The following is a 20,647-nucleotide window of genomic DNA, read 5'->3' as shown; positions in this document are numbered from 1 at the left end:
TCACAAATGAACTCGTTGGTTTAGGTGATTTTTAAAATTTTATTATAGCTGATTCTTACGCTAAAATACCAATTTAAATAAATTTAGTTTCTTAATTTTTAAACTATTTTTAAATCAAGATTTAAAATAATTTTTTATTAAAAATAAAAAAGAATTTAAAAAAGGTTGCATTGAAAGATAAGTTACTATTAGAATAGATTCGCTCTTGGTAAAAACCTTAATTATTAATAGGGGAAATTTAATGTCGGTAAAAAAATTAATAACATTTGCTACTGCTGGTATTGCTAGTATTAATGTTACTTCCGCTGCAGTAGCTAGCGGTCTTAATTACGTACCTGCTCCAAGCTATACAGGTGTTTATGTTGAAGGTAATATAGGTTATGTCTATCGTCCTTGGAAAAGTGATGTAATGACTGCTTTATCTGGTATCGGTACTTTGAACAATTTAGACGTTCTTTCAACCTCTTTTCAAGGAAATGGTGGATTTACTTTGGGTGGTACTTTAGGTTATCAATTGAACCAGTATTTTGCTGTTGAAGGTAGTTGGTTTTCTTTCCCTAAAGTAAAATTTACTATTAATTCAACAACATTCATGATGAAATGTGGCAATCCTTATGCAGCATTTAAGGCTACGGCACCTATTTACCAAAATACTTATGTATTTGGTAAGTTAGGTGTTGCTTATCTCTATAATCGATCTAGTCATGCTTTAATAAGCTCGAACCTTAGTAATTTTGATAGTCGTCATTCAAACTACTGGAATCCATTGTTTTCTGCTGGCTTTCAATACTATTTCACGCCAAATTGGTCTGTGAACGCTCAGTATACATTTGTACCGGGTTGCCAAAAAAGTGTTTCTTCTACTCGTTTCCTGGCACCTGTTGCGCATCTCTTTACCGTTGCTATTGGTTACAAATTCTTAATGTAATTAAGAATAGTATCAGAAGGGGCTTTTATAGCCCCTTTTTTTATCTTGAAATTTGTTGTCTTGCCCTTATATGTTAAGTTTTAAGTAAAACCCTTCTAGGAGTCAGGCAATGTCTTTTCAATCTAAAACAGAAACTTTGTTGTTTGAAGCTGAAGTTAAACAGTTACTACAGCTGGTAACGCATTCTCTTTACAGTAACGACGAAATCTTTTTACGAGAATTAATTTCTAATAGCTCTGATGCAGAGGATAAATTAAATTACCAAGCGCTTTCAGATACAGCCTTATATGAAGGTAAAACTGAATTAAAAATTTGGGTTGATATTGATAAAGATAGTCGTACCATTATTATTCGTGATAATGGTATTGGTATGAGTCGAGAGGAAGTGATTGAAAATTTAGGCACTATTGCTAAATCTGGAACACGTGTATTTCGCAAATTATTAGCGGAAAAAAATGCTGAGCACTCTCAGTTAATTGGTCAATTTGGTGTGGGTTTCTATTCAGCTTTTATTGTAGCTAATCGTGTCATAGTGCGTACGCGACGAGCAGGCATGAAATCAACTCAAGGTGTTGAATGGGAATCAAATGGCGAAGGTGAATATACCATTAAAAATATTAATAAATCTTCGCATGGGACTGAAGTCATTTTACACCTTAAAAAAGAGAAAGAAAAGTTTTTAGACGCTATGCGTTTGCGTTCAATTATTACTAAATATTCTGATCATATTTTACGTCCTATTATAATGAAAAAAATAACTATTCAGGAGGATGGGGTTCAAGATAAGCAAGAAGCCGAAGAAGAAGTTGTTAATCGTGCAAATGCTTTATGGGTATTACCTAAAGATAAAATTAAAGAAGAAGAATATAAAGAGTTTTATAAACATATTACTCATGATTTTGAAGATCCATTAGCTTGGGCTCATAATCGACTCGAAGGTAAATTAGAATATACAAGTCTATTATATATCCCAGCGCGAGCACCATTTGACCTTTGGAATCGTGAAAGTCAGAATGGACTCAAATTATACGTCAAACGTGTTTTTATAATGGATGATGCTGAACATTTCATGCCTATTTATCTTCGCTTCGTTAAAGGAATTGTGGATTCAAATGATTTACCATTAAATATTTCACGAGAATTGTTACAATCTAACGAGATTATCAACAAAATTAAAGTAGGTTGCGTCAAACGTGTCTTAAGTCTTTTAGAAGAACTCACTAATGACAAAGAGAAGTATGCAAAATTTTGGAAAGCATTTGGTCAGGTTTTAAAAGAAGGTCCAGCAGAAGATTTTTCTAATCGTGATCGGATTATTAATTTATTACGTTTTGCTTCGACTCATAATAACAATGAAGAAGAAAATGTTTCGTTGAAAGATTACATTACTCGATTAAAGCCAGGTCAAAATAAAATTTATTATATTATTGCAGATACTTATTTAGCTGCAAAAAATAGCCCTTTACTTGAAGTTTTTCAAAAAAAAGGAATAGAAGTTTTGTTAATGCAAGATCGTGTAGATGAATGGCTTGTTGCACATTTAGTAGAATTTGAAGGTAAATCTTTACAATCAGTAGCTAAAGGAGCTTTAGATCTAGGTGAATTAGAAAAAGAGGAGAAAAAAGAGGTCCAAAAAGCAACAAAAGAATTAGATAATTTACTTAAACAATTAAAAGACACTTTAGGTGAAAAAGTAAAAGAAGTGCGTTTCACCAATCGATTAACTGATTCGCCGAGTTGTGTAGTTTTTGATGAAAATGAAATGAGTGGTCATTTACAACGTTTATTGTTGCAAACAGGTCAAAAGTTTATTCAAACAAAACCTATTTTAGAGATTAATCCCACTCATCCTTTGATTTTACGTCTAAAAAATGAGTCAAACAAACAGCGATTAACTTGTTGGGTCGAGTTATTACTTAATCAAGCACTTATAGCAGAAGGAGAGCAACTTAAAAATCCGGCTGAATTTGTGAAAGTGGTAAACGAATTATTATTAACTTCATAAAATAATTATTAAATGCATCAATAGTATTTCATAAACAAGATGAAATTAATTTTGAATGAAATATTTTATGACTTAAATAATTTTATTAAAACTAAGTATTTATATTTTAAAAATGTATATATCTTACTATTACTATATCTTTTTAATAAGATAAAACTAAGTTGAGTTATAAACTGAGAGTATTTGACAATAAAAATGTAAAATAAAAATAACTATAAAATTTACTATTACTATTGTTGAATTATATTGCTTAGCCAAGACTACTTTTACAGAGTAGGTCTACCTAGACCTTTTCTTTTTTGTGATATAAATGGTTTTCATATCTTGGGGATATCATTCTTAATACTGTGGATTAAGAATCTTTGAGTAGCTGATGCTATACAAGTGATTTTACTGAGCTAAATAGCTTAAAAAAGAATTAAATTATACCGTCGTAACCTTATCTGATAGATTTAGTGTTCACGAGTAATTTTAAGACGATAATATTTGTGTTGTTCAGCTTGAGTTTTATGTAATGTTAATCTTCCATGCTATACATGCTATACCGGTACTTCGTATGAGATTTCATTTTTAGTTATGCTGTTAGCAGCTTTTAAAATGAATGATTAAAATTCTGTTTACTCAAAAAAATTGATAGCACTTTATAAATTTTAAAATATAATAATAATGTTCCTAGAGATTCGTTTTTAGTTCCCGAATCCTTAAAGAGAGGGTAAATGGTAACATTACAGAAATTAGTTTAAAAAATTCTTGAATGAAAATATCTTTATTAATGTGTGCTACTAGTATTCTTTGTATAAAATAAAAACTAGCTCTCTGTAAGTACTCTTTTAAAGGACTGTTCAACTCTTACAGTTGAAATAAAACCTAACACGGGTAGAAATTAATGGAATCAGTGTAAGTGTTAATTATATCCAATATCTAACAGAGATATATAGACTATTAATTAATTTTATTAGGTAGCCGTTTCTAATAATAGGACAAACAGAGCTCTTCTTCTAAAAGAGAGGCTATTTTTGAATTAACTTTTTTGTATAAAAAAGCAAAGTTTTAGATGATATTTTTCTTAAAAAGTTTTATTACCTTTTAGAATTAATTAATATTTTTCGCGGCTTGAAGGGTATTTTCCAGAAGGGTGGCAACAGTCATTGGTCCAACCCCTCCTGGAACGGGGGTTATCCAAGCAGCTTTTTCTTGAGCGGTTTCAAAATCTACGTCACCAACAATTTTATTTTTAGTTAATCGACTAAAACCAGCATCTATTACAATAGCACCAGGTTTAATTGATTCACTTTGGATAATCCCAGGTTTTCCAATCGCAACAATTAATAGGTCCGCAGTTTTAACGTATTTTGCTAAATCTCGAGTAAAACGATGACATATGGTTACGGTGCATTTGGCTAATAACAATTCTAGAGCCATAGGACGACCTACAATATTTGAAGCACCAATCACAACAGCATGCTTTTTTGTAAGATCCTCGTTAGTTTCTTTTAGTAATCTCATAATTCCAGCAGGAGTACAAGGACGTAACGTAGGGTGACGCTGTACTAAACGGCCAAGATTATAAGGATGAAAACCATCGACATCTTTATCTGGGTGAATGCGTTCGAGCAAATGGAAAGAATTAAGATGCGTAGGTAAAGGAAGTTGGAGAAGAATACCATGAATATTTAAATCGGCATTGCATTGATCAATTTTTGTTATAAGTTCAGTTTCTAACGTAGTGTTAGGCATTCGATGAATAATTGAGCGGATACCAACTGCCTGACAAGCTAATTTTTTTTGATGAACATAAGCAGCAGATGCAGGATTTTCTCCAACTAAAATAACAGACAGACTAGGTGTGGGGAGGCCTTTCTTTTGTCTCGCCAAGATAGCTTCTTTAACATAGGTTTTGACCTGTTCCGCACAAGTACGCCCATCTAAAATTCGAGCGATCATAGAATACTTCCTTTTTTAACCCAAAAAGTTTTTGTATAAAGCAACCTCGTTAATAATTTCTCTTATACCACTAAATGTTATTCAATACGAATTGTACTCTCGATTATATGATTGCTGTGGAGTAGTTTAGCTATAATAGTTTTATAATGGTGAAAAATACTAGAAAAGCAATTGCCCTCATTTTAAGAATATGATACCGGGCCTTGTAAGCATTAGCTTTCTAAATGATAAATATTTCTTCCAGCACTAATGTTCCTTTAGGTTTCGTTATGGTATTTTTAAAATTTAATTTGTTGGAGAGTAAGATGTGTTGAAGAGTAAGATGGCTCACAATAAGCAATATAAATATTGGTGTGATGAGGTTTACGTTATCCAGCATACACACACTGCGAGGCTTAGTACTCAGGATTATTATCTTTGAAGATATCAGAATTATTGGCATAGGGAATAGGGAATAGGGAATAGTGTAAGCTTTAAAAATTAATAAATTTTTGATAATTCGAATTATATCTCCTTTGAATTGATTTATTTCACAGATTTTAATACCACTTGTGTGGCTAAAGGTTTGGTAAAATGCTGTATAAATCTAAGATCTATGTTATGATATAGTAAATAATAAGTTCAGTAAATATTGTTTCCCCATCATGGGGAAATGCTTTTCTAAGTCATCACCTTGATTTTAGTTAATAGGGAATCAGAACATTATAGGTGTCGTTCACCATTGTAGTGGTTTAGTGAAAGTTTAGATGTTTAGATGTAATTAATAGCCTTATTAATTTCAGAGAAGAAAAAGAAAGTTTTACTAATTATTTTAAATGCATTGGTGTTTTTAAAAACTACCATCGTGAAGTAAGGGTAATTGTTTAGAGATTAGGTCTGGGGAATGATAGTGTTTATTATTTTTAAGAACATTGATTGGCCAATGCCAACAATTTTAGTATATATTCTTGAGAGTTCGATAAAACAACGGTAAAAATTGAAAATTAGTAGGTTTTCCCAAAAAAGGGGGGGATGGACAGTGATTATTAATACTGCATAGCTGTTAAAACGATTTCTTCTCCTGCATCATAATCTTTTACAGCTTTAAAGCCAATTATAGAAATAATCATGAAAAAACTATAGAAATAAATTTGAAAGATATTAAAAATAATGTAGAGTCTTATTTGTCTAAGACATCCAGTTGTTTGTCGTATCACTTGTTAAGCAGTAAGGTAAAATCTGTATAGAGGTTTATGTATGCTATTAATTAGTAAACTCTTATAGCTCTGGGTCCCATGTTTATAATACAAAAAGAGATTATAATAACTTTCAATTATTAGTAACAATATATTTTTATTGGAATTCTCAATTTTTTATTTGTTGAAATATGTATTAAATATAAGGTCGTATATCTTAGGTTAATTTATTTATAGATATCATTATCGACCTAGAAACCAATGGATTTAGTTTTAAAGATAATAATTATGAATGTATTTTCTATAAATGGCAAAATATGGGTTGATTGCCATTTATAACTTGCTTAAATAAAAAATATCGCTAATATGCCGTCATTAACCTAATCTAAGGAAAATAGCCTGTATTATGTGATAGTAGTAATGCTAACAAAGACCTTAGATCCAATAGTGCAGTATTAATTTTAGATATTTATTTTTAAATTCAGTGATATTATCTATACATAGCTCCACAATCAGAAGGTATTGAGTAATATTTTTTCTAATGTTTTAGAACTAATTGAAAATTTTGACTCATTTCTTATCAAAACTTATCTTTCCATCGGTGTAAATAAAAATAGTGACTCAGTATTAGGTTCGAGAGTGTAGCTCATAATATTCTTTTAAAGTTAGCTGAATGATTTTTGTTCATAACATCAGAGTCAGGGATTAGTATTGAGTACAAATTGGATATTTGGAGGAGGTGTCAGAAGATTTTGATTAAGGATTTATTGTGTTTTTGTAATTCATTTCTTTAAGCCTAAAATTGTCGGGATCAACTATTTTAAGTAAATTTGCTATTTTCTTAGTATATTTATGAGCATAATAAAGTGGAAGATCAGAAATAAAATAGATGCTCATTTATGTAAAGAATACTAAAGCTGACTTAGCTAACATTCAAAAAAATTAGCCGTAACGTGCTAGACACCCGTCCCGAGACACCAGCAAATACTACCGGAAAGCCTTAGTGATCATGAGAATAAGCACAATGTGTGGCTTTTAAGAATTAGATCCGAAAATCTCTAAAATGTTAAAGGTAAGATTAGTTGAAAATCAATTCATTTGATGATTATTCTTCTTAACAGATTAATAATAAATAGAAATAGTGTCTATATTTTCAGTGGGTCTGTCCAAACAAAGTAAAGGATGTTTCTCTGAAAAGCTTAGAAATACTATTTGTATAGTTCCAATGATGGTAAGTTAGTTATAGTGGTTAGTATTAAACCTTATTGTTTGAATCTTATTGTTTGAGTATTTTAAGAATGGGTTTTAATGCTCCTTGATTGATTAATATAACTATTTATTTCTTTAGATTTAGATGCACTATATTCTAGATGTAGTTATCATGAAAAGTGGAAATACAGAGTAGGAATAGTAAGAATAATGTGAAACTTTAAAAATGATGATTTTCCTTAAGTAAAAAATTAAGTACTTTAAAGTATACAATATGAATTTGGAATTTGCGAATATGGACTCGTTATCACTAGAAATCATGTGGGATTGGTACCAACATCCCCCCGGGTCTTTAATTTTATCTTGGGAAAATAAAGAAGCGACACGATTCTTGGAAATGATTCGTGGAAAATATTTAATTCAAATGGGTGGAGAAAGAACTTTGGCACATTCAGCAGGAAGTCCTATCCTCTATCATATTCAATTAACTTCAGATTTAACTAATAATTTATTATCCATACAAATGGATTCGCAGGAATTGCCTTTATTGTCAAACAGTGTCGATGTATTTGTGTTAGTACATGTATTAGAATTTATTAATTATCCTGTTAAATTAATTCAAGAAATTTTTAGAGTCTTAAAACCTGAAGGTAGATTATTTATTTTTGGCTTTAATCCATGGAGCTTATGGGGACTTAAAAAATTATTTTTTATTAAACATGGGGTTCCCTGGAATGGAAAATTTTGGGCTTGCGCACAAGTAAAGCACTGGTTAATTAATTTTCAATATTCCATTTCTTTTAGCAAAACTTTTGGTTATGGTTTTCTAACTGAAAATAGTTTGAATCAGCGGTTACAATTCATTAAAGAAATGATTGGAAAGGTTTGTTTTCCTACCGCAGGTAGTATTTATTTAGTAGTTGCTAAAAAAAAGGTGTATGCACCAGTGTATCGTAAAATTTTGTGGAAAAAAAAATCGGTAATTGCACAGAGTGTTATTAAACCAACTCCATCTTTAAAATTATGAAACAAGAACAAAGTATTTTATACCTTTATTGTGATGGTGCTTGCCGCGGTAATCCGGGCCCTGGGGGATGGGGGGTTTTATTACGTTATAATAGTCATGAGCGACAACTTTATGGTGGCGTTCCTAATACTACCAACAATCAAATGGAGCTAACTGCCGCTATTGAAGGGCTCAAAGCACTAAAACACTTTTGTTATGTTATGATTACGACTGATTCTCAATATTTGCATCGTGGAGTAACGGAGTGGCTTCCTGTATGGAAGAAGAAGCAATGGAAAACTAGTGAGAAAAAACCAGTTAAAAATAAAGCATTGTGGGAAGCCTTAGAAAAAGAAATAAAACGGCATATGGTATATTGGAAATGGGTAAAAGGGCATAGTGGTCATCCCGAAAATGAGATTGTTGATCGTTTAGCTAAACGTGGTATTCATGAATTATTGTTGTAAATGAAGTAGGATTTTTATGCGGCAAATTGTCTTAGATATAGAAACGACCGGTCTTATTCCAGAAGAAGGGCACCGTATCATTGAAATTGGTGGTTTAGAAATGGTCAATAGGCGTTTAACAGGAGAATATCTGCATTTTTACATTAATCCAAATTGTTCTATCACAGGTGACGCTGTTAATATTCATGGTATTACGGAAATATTTTTGGCTGATAAGCCTTCATTTAAAGATATTGTTGATGAACTTATTGCTTTTTTAAAAGGAGCGCAATTAATTATTCATAATGCTCCATTCGATGTAGGTTTTTTAAATCATGAATTAAAGCTCACCGGAAAGCCTTTTAAAATGATTCATGATTATTGTCAAATTTTAGATACCTTAATAATTGCTCGACAAAAACATCCTGGACGGCACAATAATTTAGATGCTCTATGTCGACGTTATCATGTTGATAACTCTAACCGCGAATATCATGGGGCGTTACTAGATGCTAAACTTCTAGTCCAAGTCTATTTGTTGATGACTGGTGGTCAAACTAAATTATTTGAACAGAAAAATCCTGCTGTAGTTATGCAATCTCCTCAAATTCAACGATTATATCTCGATGGGAAGCCTTTACGAGTTGTAATGGCGGATGAGGAAGAAAAAGTAGCACATCAAGCTTTTTTAGAGTTATTAAAGAGTAGGGGTGTTTGTTTATGGTCCGATAGGCTTTAATCGACTAACCAGAAAGTCTCCTACTAGTAAAGCAATATAACCAATATAACTTACCTTTAGTTTCCTGAAGAGATGAAATATTTTGAAATCTAAACTCTACGAGAAGTGGGATAAACAAGAATACAGCTCTATGAGTGGTGTTGTAATTTAAGATATACTAGGGGAACTCTCTACACCATGGCGATAACGTTTCCTGCATTAAAAATATTTAATATAAATCTAGTATATAGCTGGTATTCTTCCTTGTCTGAGCAAAACAACTAAACACATCACTGGTTATCTCCTCTTTTATGTAAACTTTAAAAGTTACCTTTTGGAGTTTTTTGACAAGGGTTCTTCCCTTTTTTTGTTTTTTTAGAGAGAAATCCCAGTTTCTTATTACCTTTTATATCTCTTGTAATAAGGGGTAATCACTCCAAATCATAAGAAGTAGTCTATTAAAGAGAGGATAGATATCGAATACTAAAGGTGAAAACCTGACCTCTCTCGGAGAGGTGAATTCTGTGGGTAGTCTTATCATCGTAGTTTTCTAGCAGGTTTTTAGTTTTAGTAGTGAAAATTTCTCCTATCAGGGTTTTGGTTTGAAAATAGCATTCTAATTATCAAGAAAAAACTTTTCAGTTGTTATGTCATCCTCAAAGTCCACGATTGAAATAGCTTAAAGTGATCTCAAAGGTATTTTCGTAGTTATTAGAAAACGCCATATTTTCGAATAGTAAAGTTATTTTTATAAGTATCGAAGACATATAAAAAGTAACAGAATCGAGCGATTAATAGATAATTACTTAATAAAATTTTTATAAAATATTTAAATTGTTATAATATTAATTATATATTATAGAGATTATATAAGTAGTGAAATGCAAATAGAAATCTTGGTGAATAGGAGTTAATAGGGTTTATTAGCGGTAAAACGATAATAAGTTGTGTTATGTTTAAAAGTTTATAGCTACTTAGAAAGTTTTTAGATTAATGATTGTTTATTTAAGCTTATTGAATCAAATAAAAACACTTATGCATGCCTAAAGAGCTTGTTAACCTAGTAATTACTCTTATAAGTTTTGTGAGGACTTTTCTTAAATATCGAAATCCGAAAGTGATAGAGTCATCAAAGCTTTGGTTATTATGTCGAAACTCTCTTGAGAAATTCTAATTCTTTCAGTATCTAATTTTTCAGGCCCAATAAGGATGAAGGGGCTCAGATTTACCCATAAACAGTATCAAACAATCATTAAAAAATATTTCTACAATGCCACCAGGTCCAAAAAAAATAATTAAAATTTTTTATTAAGATCTTAGTTATGGGATCTATTAAAAATAGGGAAATAATTAAACATAAAATTCTTATAATCAGGCACCACTAAAGCAGTTCAAATTAAATTAAATTATTGATGAGTATTATAAATACTATGCATTCACTTTACGAGTTTAGTAATATGTGTTTTCCTACTTTTCGTCTTTCTTATCTTGTGTTTGATTTTAGTTATAAAACTACTGTACAAAATAACTTTTCACCTCAAGGATTATGTGAGGGGGGTAGGGGTGTAAGGTTTTACGTTATTAGTTGGAGATCTTTCTTTATATTCCATATAAAGGAATAGGTTTATAATTCGAGTTATAGGTTTACAATTCGAGGTATTGGTTTAGAGTGTCTGAAAGGTTATTTTGTGAGACTGCAGAAGTACAAAAATATTTCGATTATTTTTGAGGTATAACACGTATGCCGATGAGTCTAAAACGGAAGTTTCTATTTTTGTTTCCTGAGATTATAGATAAAGAATCTCCCTAGGGTGTTCTCGAACTAATACACTAATTTTAAGTACCTACTTGGCGTAGAATGTGATGCTACAATTATGTTTGTAGTAATGTAATATTTTAAAAAAAATAACCTTGAATAAAACCAGGGCGTTTTATCGAAAACTAAATTAGTTTTATATATTATAAAGTGAGAGTGGTTAGTTTTTGTAATAACTAGTGGTTTTTTTATAGGTACCTTGAAAATATCTATTATTGCTATTCTCAATAGAACTTTGCGTTTTTTGACTTTTTAACTTAAAAAAGTCATTATGTTTGTGATCCTCAAAGGCTAAGATAAGTAGATTATATTTTTAAATCGTTGCTAATTTTTAAAGTGTGTTATACTTTTTGCACAGATTATCGCATTTGATTTTATTACGTAGTTTATTATTCATTAGGTGCAATATAAATTCTATACTTCTTATTTTGAAGGTTGGTGCTTTCCCTTAACCAGCATAGTGGGTTTTTGGGGCTCCATTCTAGTTTTGTTTGCTTGCTTATAGAGGAGCAAGCAAGCTACTTCTATTCATTGAGTGGAAAGAGTAGCTTGTTTTCTTACGCTGGGAGAGTACTACTTTTAGTATCAATCTTAAATTTAGTTTGGTTTTCAATACTTTAAAGCAGCATTGAGGTCATAAAGTCGCTAGGTATCTTCATTTCGAAGAATTATTTTGCTAATTTTTTTTGCAGTTTTAATGTCTAGTGTTAAATTAAAAGAAATGATCCTAATAAAGGCAAAAAGAAGATGGCTAGCTTAGCATCAGCATTTTGATAGGCTCTCTTTTGATAATTGATTTGCTGTTTGGTCAACCTTGATACGGAGTAAAAGCAGTATGTTTGAGAATAATGCATGTTGGGATCATTTGTGCTTTTCCAATACAGTGTGAAAAAGCATCATCACCATTAAGTAATTAATTCAAGGAAATTAGTTTTTTTTAGTAAGTTGCTAGGCTTCAATACAGTCCTGTAGCTTGATGAAGGTTTTCTCTGTAGCGAAGATCCATTTTTTCTAAAAAGTTATTATACTGAGCAATAGTGGGGTGGGGTAAAAGGAGAAGGAGTTTTTTATGCCTAAATAAGAGGGTAGAATCTTTACATCGTCATGTGGGCGGATTTTCAAAAGTTTTATGAGCTACAAGTACAAGGGGCGTTACTCTGTTGTGTAGATAATGTAGCTTAAAATATCATAGGCCTTTATTTCATCTAAAACCAATCAATATATATATTGGTAAGGGGTCGACCCATTACAAGCTAAAAACATTAAAAATATTTGCTGTCCTGATTGAAAAAGCATCTTAGAACGCTGTGTGTGCTACACAGATCTGTTTTTTGTACTTTCTCAAGCGTATGTACAGTTTGAAAAAGATATGGTCTTGTGAGAAGAGAGAAGGGATACTTTTATACAACGAGTAAACTAATCGCTTTAATAATACTATCTTATTTAAGAACAAGATTCTCAGAATCTTCTTAGAAGGTTATCTTAAATTTTAAAATATAATGTTTTATACGGTCGTCTAAAATTGTTAGAAATCCTGTTTAGTATCGGAAGGTGCAGGCAGAGAGATCGATGACTAAAATTTTATATTTTTTCAAAAGATTTGTCATTCTACTGTTCGTTATTAATTTTTTAATATTTAAGTTTAATTAGCTGCAGTGTACAAATTTAAAATATTATGAATTTTGTTTGTATCTACAAGACTCTAATTAATATATTTTTCTATATATATTTATATTTGTAAAATCTGTAATTTACTATCTTTAAATTGACTCCCCTTAGGGAGATTAACGAGAGGGCGCATCATCTATTGGATAAATAGCAAGTTTTTTACGTAAAGTTCCTCGGCTAATTCCTAAAATTTTAGCTGCTTTACTTTGATTACCGTTGGTATAGTGCATTACTACTTTTAGTAGGGGTGCTTCCATTTCAGCTAAAACCATATTGTAGAGATTAGTAGGATCTTGGCCATCAAGTTGCACAAAATAATTTTGCAATGATTCTTGAACACTTAACCCAAACGATTTAGTTGTTGTAACTGAGTTTACTTCAGGTTTTTGAACTAAAAGATTAACTTCCATAGTTGCAATTTTTTAAGGTCTTACTGTTATTTGTTTATTTATTAAAATTTATTTATTAGAACTAAAATGGTAAAATATTTTTTATTAAGCCATAATTTTTTTTATTATAACATTGAAATTTATAACCTCAAGAGGTAAACCTCACTAAAATGTAGTTAGAATGTAGTTAGGTTAAGCAGATTTTAGTAATCTTTTAGTAAGTTATTTTTAATCAATGGATTAGTGATATATATTTATTTTAAAAATATTTAACTATTGATCTAGTATGTTTGTAAGAGGTAAAATTACAATTTTATTAAAAATTTGAGTTTAATAATGAATAATAAAGAATCTCAAACTATATATCTTAAATATTATAGTTCTCCTGCATTCTTAATTGATAATGTATATATGTATGTAGATCTTCATGAAGAAAAAACTAATATCAAGACTCTTTTAAGAGTACGACGTAATCTAAACATACAAACTTCACTGCCACCATTAATACTCAATGGTGAAGCGATGACATTAAAACGAATAGCACTTAATGGGCAGTCATTATCATCTAGTGATTATACAATTAATGATTCTTCTTTAATCATTCCTGATGTTCCGGAAGAATTTATTTTAGAGTCGGAAGTAATAATTCAACCACATAAAAATACACGGTTAAGCGGCCTCTATAAATCGCGGGGTAATTTTTGCACTCAATGTGAGCCGCATGGATTTCGTCGAATCACTTATTTTCTAGATCGTCCAGACGTGTTAGCGCGTTATACCACGATAATTACAGCTGATAAAGATAAATATCCTTTTATATTATAAAATGGAAATTTAATTAAAACAAAAATATTAGAGGGTAATCGACAGTTGGTACATTGGGAAGATCCTTATAAAAAGCCTTCTTATTTATTTGCCTTAGTAGCAGGAAATTTCGATTTATTAGAAGATAGTTTTGTCACTCAGTCCGGTAGAGAAGTAGCATTACGTCTTTATTTAGAAAAAGGCTATAAAGATCAAGGGTCTTTTGCTTTACAAGCTTTAAAGCAAGCAATGAAATGGGATGAAGAAAAGTTTGGCCGAGAATACGATCTTGATGTTTATATGATTGTTGCAGTAAGTGATTTTAATATGGGAGCTATGGAAAATAAAGGGCTTAATATTTTTAATACTAAAAATATTTTAGCTAACTCAAAAACGGCTACTGACGAAGATTACATCCGTATTAAAAATGTGATTGGGCATGAATATTTCCATAATTGGTCTGGCAATCGTGTAACTTGCCGTGATTGGTTTCAAATTACTTTAAAAGAGGGGTTAACTGTTTTGAGGGATCAGTTATTTATTGAGGATGTAACCTCAAAAAGTGTAGCTCGTATCAAAAGTGTTAATTATTTACGTAACGTGCAGTTTGCTGAGGATGCGGGTCCAATGGCCCATCCTATTCGTCCTGATTCGTATATTGAAGTTAATAATTTTTATACAAGTACGGTTTATAATAAGGGTGCAGAAGTTATCCGTATGATACGAACTTTATTAGGGTCTGCAGTATTTCGTAAAGCAATGGATCTTTATTTTTGGCGTTATGATGGGAAAGCGGTCACTACTGAAGATTTTATTCAAGCGATGGTAGATGCTTCGCACAAGAATTTCAATCAATTTAAACGGTGGTATGATCAAACTGGAACGCCGGTACTCAATCTAGAGAGTAAATATAATGAAAATACAGAAACCCTGACCTTGAAAGTGAAGCAATTCTGTCCTTCCTCTCCAGGAGAATCTAAAAAATTACCTTTGCACATTCCCTTAGCACTGGGTTTTGTAAGTCCGAAATGCCAAGATATACCAACTCAATTAGAAGGAGAAGATGAAGTTATTCAAGGAACACGTATTTTAGAGATTCAAAAAGTAGAGGAACAATTTAGATTTATTAATGTGAAAGACAAACCAGTACTGTCCCTTCTACGGAATTTTTCGGCTCCAGTACACTTAAATTATCCCTATACTGATGAAGAACTCTTATGGCTTTTTCAATGTGACAGTGATCCTTTTGCTCGCTGGGAAGCAGGTCAAGTGTTTGCGAAGCGATTGATATTTAATTTAGTTACAGATTATCAACAACAAAAATTATTAAAACTTGACAATCGATTTATAGAAATCTTCCAAAAAATTATTCAAGGACCACATAAAGATCATGGATACGATGCTGCCCTTCTCCTTTTGCCTAAGGAAGCTTATTTAATGCAGTTTATGAAAAATATGGACATCGAAGTATTGCACACCATTCGTCAATTTGTAAAAAAAGAATTGTCATCAGCCTTAATATTAGATTTAACAATAACCTACAAAAATTATCAACTACCTGTTTACGTATATAGTGAAGAAAATCTTGGTAAACGTGCTTTAAAAAATTGTTGTTTAGAGTATTTAACTGAAAATGGAGGAGATCAATACTTATTAGCTTACCAGCAGTTTAAAAATAGCGATAATATGACAGATATTATGGGTGCTTTGGTAGCCTTAATTAATCATGAATGTGAAGAACGACAGTGCGCATTAGATGAATTCTATCAAAAATGGAAGAATTACCCTATATTAATTAATAAATGGATGGCTTTACAAGCATCTTCCCAATTACCATCAACTATACAAATTGTGAAAAAATTAATTCAGCATCCTGCTTTTGATATCAAAAATCCCAATAATGTGTATGCATTATTAGTAACCTTTGGTATGAATGTTGTTTGTTTTCACGATAAGAGTGGAGAAGGTTATCGTTTAATTGCCGATCAGATACTTAAAATTGATTCAATGAATCCACAGGTAGCTGCACGGGTATTACAACCACTGTCCCGTTGGCAAATTATGGATGAAAAGCGTCAAGGATTAATGAAAGCAGAACTCAATCGGATTGCAGAAGCTCCACGATTATCACCAGATATTTCTGAAATTGTTAAAAAGAGTTTGAGGTAACTTTATTCAAGTAAAGTTTATTTTTTATAGATAATCTTATCTATATTTAAAATATAATACTTTTCTTTCTAAAAGATCGCATTCTATTTTCAGGAATAGAAAAGTGGCAAGGGGGGGAATTAATGCGCCATTTTATAAAATATCATTCTCTTAATGTCTCAGAGTTATAGAGAACTAAATAAGGGAATCTCTGAGAGTAAGAGATTGGTTATAGTGTGTTGTGTGTGAGTATGCCCTAAAATACAAACTCATGAATATTAGTGTTTTCTTCATTTGTTTAGCGAGCTTAAAGTTATGATTAAGTGTGTCTGGTTCAGTAACGAGCATAATACATGTTATAATTGTTTTTAGTTCTTATTTTTTCTTTTTAGTTTTTAGTTTTCGTTAATTTATTAATTTTAGAACCGCTCTCTTATTTGATATTAAGAGCAGTCAACTTAAGCGTGAGACAGGCCCTGCGAGTTCAATTAAAAAATTTTTCTTCAAATTAAAATATGTTTATCTCAAGTTTTCTCAATAGTCTTTAGTGCTGTACTAAAGGTTCTATTAAATTTAAAAGAATACTCTGTGTCTATGTCTTGAATATTATTATTAATTGTGTGCACATAAAATATTAATTAATTTTTATTGAGTCTTATTATATAATTTCCTGGTAAAATTTTGAAGCCTTCCAGAATTTCTATTGCCATTTAGAATGACCATTGCATCGATTTATAATGTTTATAAATATACATGTGCTTTATGGTAAATATCTTTAGAATAAAATTTCTTAAAATAGCTTGTTTGTAAAACAGTATCACCTTATTAAATACCATTATCTCCTCTGATCAAGGAAAAGCATCTCATAATAAAATAATTTATTGTTTAAAAGTCATGTAAAACTGATTGAAGTAGTAGAAAAAATTTCTATTACATAAATGTGTGCAGCGTACTCCATTTCAAATCAGGGATCGAAACACTGAATTCATACTGACTATATGACCACCAGAGGTAAGGAACAAGTTAATTTTTATAAGGTTGATTTATTTTAGTGGCTTTAAAGAAATTTGTTTATTTATATAAGCAAATATAATTTTTTCCCATCTAGCATGGGTTTGTCTGAATAAAAATTATATTCAATTTGCTTTAATTCGCTTCCTTTTCGTTTAGAGTATTTATTTGTAAATACATAATAAAACAATAATACTAAATATAAAAAGAGCAACAATTAATAGATAATATTGATTAAAGCATGGGGTATAAAGACTGATACTAAATCCTCTGCTACCATAGATCAATAACTTTCTAAAAATGATTTAGTGGGAAGTAATTTGGGTGCTTATAAAAGCTATGAAGCCCATGAGCTTCATAGCTAAACTTCAAAGAAATAAGCTAATAAAAATTTCACTATAATACGATAAAGAAAAATAGACCTCACCTTGGGATTTTTAGCCTATCGATTCAAGGAAGACTAAAATTATGCTGAACAAATAAAATTCGTTGCTCCAATGCCTATTATTGGGAGAATCACAGTTTCCACAGAATAAAAACTATATGATTTTAAATATGGTCAGAGTATACTAAACCATATACTATTGATACCTGATACCATGATTTTTTAGAATATAAAATACTCTAATCCAATAATTAAAATAGAAAAAAATTATTTTAGAAATAAAGCTTTCTCACTTGCCTTTTAATTTTTTTTCAAAATGTTTCTAATTTATTCTATTTTTTACTTCAGGTCTTTTTGAAGAAGATATTTTTTCTAAAACCCATAGCACTTTTTTCTTTTTCATTTCTAGCTCGGAATAATATCCACGAGCTCTATAGGGAAGTCTTAACATTTCAATCAGTAATAATTTAGCGGTAATAATTACGACTACGCACATGAAGCACAGTCAGGAAAATGAGGAGAAAAGTAATAAATCCACAAGATAAACAATAAATACTGATTGTAATAATTAATTAGTTGAGTAAAACTAATAAAACTTTTCTCGAGAATGAGGTAGAGAAATTTCAGAAATATATAATAGCACAATATTAACAGAAATTTCCTATACCAAATAGATATAAAAATACAACTAATGACCAGCCAGATGAACTAAAATAGTTATACTTGGTGGGGGAAATAATCCATATTAATAATAAAAATTAAATAACTTCATTATTAATCAACCTTTTCAATTAATGTAGTTAGCTAACTAACCTCCTGAAAAGGGAATTACTTAATATCTGCAGTAGAACAATAGTACTGACTAGAAGTCTTGTTTATTTAAGGAGCAAGATGAAATTGGGACTTAATAAATAAAATTATTTTAGAAATGCGGGTTTGTATCATAATTAAAGAAAATGTAATTAAACGTAGCAATGCAAGCAGTAATCCAATAAGAACACATCTTTCTTTAGTGTAAGAGAAGATGGTTTAGTTAATTTGATTAGCGACTATAACCTTTTAATCCAATCAATTAATTGAGGTGGAGAATTAATTAAAGCATCTGCTTCCCAAGATAGAGGTTGACTATCTGTAGTAAGGTAGCCATAGAGAGCAACCATCACCATCATACCAGCTGCTTTAGCAGCTTGAACATCTCCTTGAGCGTCACCAACGTATAAAGCTTGCTGGGGCAGAACATTTGAAGTTTTACAAGCATAGAGTAAAGGTTCAGGATCGGGTTTACGTTTTGTTAATTGGTCGCCTGATACGAGACAGCAGTATCGATGAGCTAGCTGGAAATGATTTAGTAAAGGTTTTGCTAACCAGCCGGGTTTATTTGTGACAATACCCCACGTAATGTGATGATAGTCTAAATAATCTAATACTTCTGACATCCCATTAAAGTAAGTAGTTTTGTTCATCATGCAATGATGATAAGTCATTAAAAATTCTTTTCGTAGCTCTGAAAAACGAGAATGACTAGTATCGATCTGAAAACCATTATTTAAAATACCTGTTGTTCCTAGGGCTACGGTGGGACGAATGATGTCTAAAGTAAGGGGGGGCTTACCATATTTAATTAGCAATTGGTTTAAAGCATCCGCCAAATCGGGTGCTGTATCTAACAGAGTTCCATCTAGATCAAAAAAAATAGCTGATAGTGAGTTTTTAATCATAATTTTTTGAAAAGCAGGCAAGATAATTAACTGATACATTCATGCTTAAATTAAATTTATTTCTAAAAGGATGGTAATTGAGTCCACTCATGTGTACTAAATGAAATTGAACATTCTTTGTCCATTGAATTAATTCCGAAGGACGAATGAATTGAGCATACTTGTGAGTGCCTTTAGGTAACCAATTTAAAAGATATTCTGCACCGATAATGGTAAAAAGATAAGCTTTAAGAGTACGATTAATGGTTGAGCAGAAAAGTTTACCACCAGGTTTCGTAAGCCGTGCACAGGTTTGTAGCATTTGCGCAGGATTAGGAATATGTTCTAGTAATTCCATGCAGATCACAATATCAAAGCGTTTGGTGGTGTTTACGAAAATTTCTACGTCTTCACATCGGTAATCGATGTTTAATTGCTCTTGTTGGGCATGTTTCTTAGCAATTTTTATTAAAGCATCACTCATATCAATGGCAGTAACTTGAGCAGCGTGTTTGGCTAAAGCTTCACTTAACAATCCTCCTCCACAGCCTACATCAAGAACTTGTTTATTCTTTAAAACTGCATGCTCTTGAATATATTGTACTCGTGTAGCATTCATTAAATGCAGAAGTTTTATCTGACCTTTTGGATTCCACCATTCCTCTGCCATTTTAGAAAATTTAAAGACTTCTTCAGAATTAATATTCATTTTTTTAGTAGTAGTTGTTATCATAAGTCTCTTCTTGAATGGTAGAGAAAAAGAGCACTTGATCAATTTTAGAATTTAACTGATTCAAAGTTATTTATAAAGAATTATAATTCTTTAACTTTAAATGTTCTTTCAGTTGTTAGAATAAATTTTTTAAATTAAGCATTCTAATACTATACTATAGTAGTAAGAACCGTGCAATTTATGTACCTAATTTTTTATTTCTTTTCACTTAATTTTATTAAGTGCTTCATGTATAGCATAATATGCATTGGGTCAATTTATTCTACAGCAAAATTTTAAGAAGTTTTTTAGCAAGTTGAGGGTTATGATCTTTATTACTTAATTTAATTTTAACAGAACTTGCTCAATCAAATAGGTTTTATTGCTATTTAAAGCCACCTTCTTTTTTGTTAAGTAAAATCTAGATCTATATGTATCTTATACACATCTGACTCTGCCGACGATCTTCTCTTTGTAGTTCTCTCTTGTTCCGTTATCTTTAAATTAACACTCATTACATCCTTTTCATCTACTTCTTTCTATCTTCGCTCATCATCCATAACTCCGCCTGCATCATGATATACTG

11 protein-coding genes are annotated in these 20,647 nt (G+C 30.9%); 7 read left to right on the top strand and 4 right to left on the bottom strand.

The features are described from left to right. Positions 1–241: 241 nt before the first annotated feature. Positions 242–928 carry an outer membrane beta-barrel protein gene (locus tag CLERM_RS00120; protein WP_102156608.1) on the top strand — a complete coding sequence of 229 codons (687 nt, stop codon included), beginning with the start codon at positions 242–244 and terminating at the stop codon, positions 926–928. A 109-nt stretch (positions 929–1,037) separates the two neighbouring features. After that, positions 1,038–2,933, top strand: coding sequence for a molecular chaperone HtpG (gene htpG, locus CLERM_RS00115; protein ID WP_102156607.1), 1,896 nt, complete (start codon positions 1,038–1,040; stop codon positions 2,931–2,933). 1,092 nt (positions 2,934–4,025) lie between these two features. Here the strand turns inward: htpG and folD are convergent. Next, complete coding sequence (gene folD, locus CLERM_RS00110; RefSeq protein WP_102156606.1) at positions 4,026–4,877, bottom strand: bifunctional methylenetetrahydrofolate dehydrogenase/methenyltetrahydrofolate cyclohydrolase FolD; 852 nt, start codon at positions 4,875–4,877, stop codon at positions 4,026–4,028. A 2,679-nt stretch (positions 4,878–7,556) separates the two neighbouring features. On the opposite strand from folD, the gene CLERM_RS00105 reads away from it, so the two are divergent. Genes CLERM_RS00105 through dnaQ form a run of 3 tightly spaced genes read left to right on the top strand, consistent with a single transcriptional unit; the run spans position 7,557 to position 9,452 of the window. Further along, positions 7,557–8,288, top strand: coding sequence for a class I SAM-dependent methyltransferase (locus CLERM_RS00105; protein WP_236905128.1), 732 nt, complete (start codon positions 7,557–7,559; stop codon positions 8,286–8,288). Next, entirely contained in the window at positions 8,282–8,734 is a 453-nt protein-coding gene (rnhA, locus tag CLERM_RS00100; protein WP_102156605.1) for a ribonuclease HI, read from the top strand. The genes CLERM_RS00105 and rnhA overlap by 7 nt, the downstream gene beginning before the upstream one ends. 16 nt (positions 8,735–8,750) lie before the next feature. Beyond that, positions 8,751–9,452 (top strand): DNA polymerase III subunit epsilon, encoded by a 702-nt coding sequence (dnaQ, locus tag CLERM_RS00095; protein ID WP_102156604.1) that lies wholly within the window; start codon positions 8,751–8,753, stop codon positions 9,450–9,452. Positions 9,453–13,031: 3,579 nt separating this feature from the next. Here the strand turns inward: dnaQ and fis are convergent. Further along, entirely contained in the window at positions 13,032–13,325 is a 294-nt protein-coding gene (fis, locus tag CLERM_RS00090) for a DNA-binding transcriptional regulator Fis (protein ID WP_102156603.1), read from the bottom strand. A 315-nt stretch (positions 13,326–13,640) separates the two neighbouring features. On the opposite strand from fis, the gene CLERM_RS04010 reads away from it, so the two are divergent. Together CLERM_RS04010 and pepN are read left to right on the top strand one after the other, a co-directional pair. Then, the gene (locus CLERM_RS04010; RefSeq protein ID WP_241538076.1) at positions 13,641–14,129 is read left to right on the top strand and encodes a hypothetical protein; all 489 of its coding nucleotides are present in this window, start codon (positions 13,641–13,643) and stop codon (positions 14,127–14,129) included. Positions 14,130–14,141: 12 nt separating this feature from the next. After that, entirely contained in the window at positions 14,142–16,277 is a 2,136-nt protein-coding gene (gene pepN / locus CLERM_RS00085) for an aminopeptidase N (protein WP_275094193.1), read from the top strand. Positions 16,278–18,701: 2,424 nt separating this feature from the next. Here pepN and gph read toward each other — a convergent pair. Together gph and ubiG are read right to left on the bottom strand one after the other, a co-directional pair. Next, positions 18,702–19,370: a phosphoglycolate phosphatase gene (gph, locus tag CLERM_RS00080; protein ID WP_102156609.1), complete on the bottom strand. Its 669-nt coding sequence runs from the start codon at positions 19,368–19,370 to the stop codon at positions 18,702–18,704. Beyond that, positions 19,363–20,082, bottom strand: a complete 720-nt coding sequence (gene ubiG, locus CLERM_RS00075) for a bifunctional 2-polyprenyl-6-hydroxyphenol methylase/3-demethylubiquinol 3-O-methyltransferase UbiG (protein WP_102156602.1) — start codon at positions 20,080–20,082, stop codon at positions 19,363–19,365. The genes gph and ubiG overlap by 8 nt, the downstream gene beginning before the upstream one ends. Between the last annotated feature and the right edge of the window lie 565 nt (positions 20,083–20,647).

It is taken from the genome of Coxiella-like endosymbiont (genome assembly GCF_002871095.1).
Taxonomy (GTDB): Bacteria; Pseudomonadota; Gammaproteobacteria; order Coxiellales; family Coxiellaceae; genus Coxiella.
The sequence above is the reverse complement of the archived record's forward strand: the minus strand, read 5'-3'. Positions and strand labels throughout refer to the sequence as shown.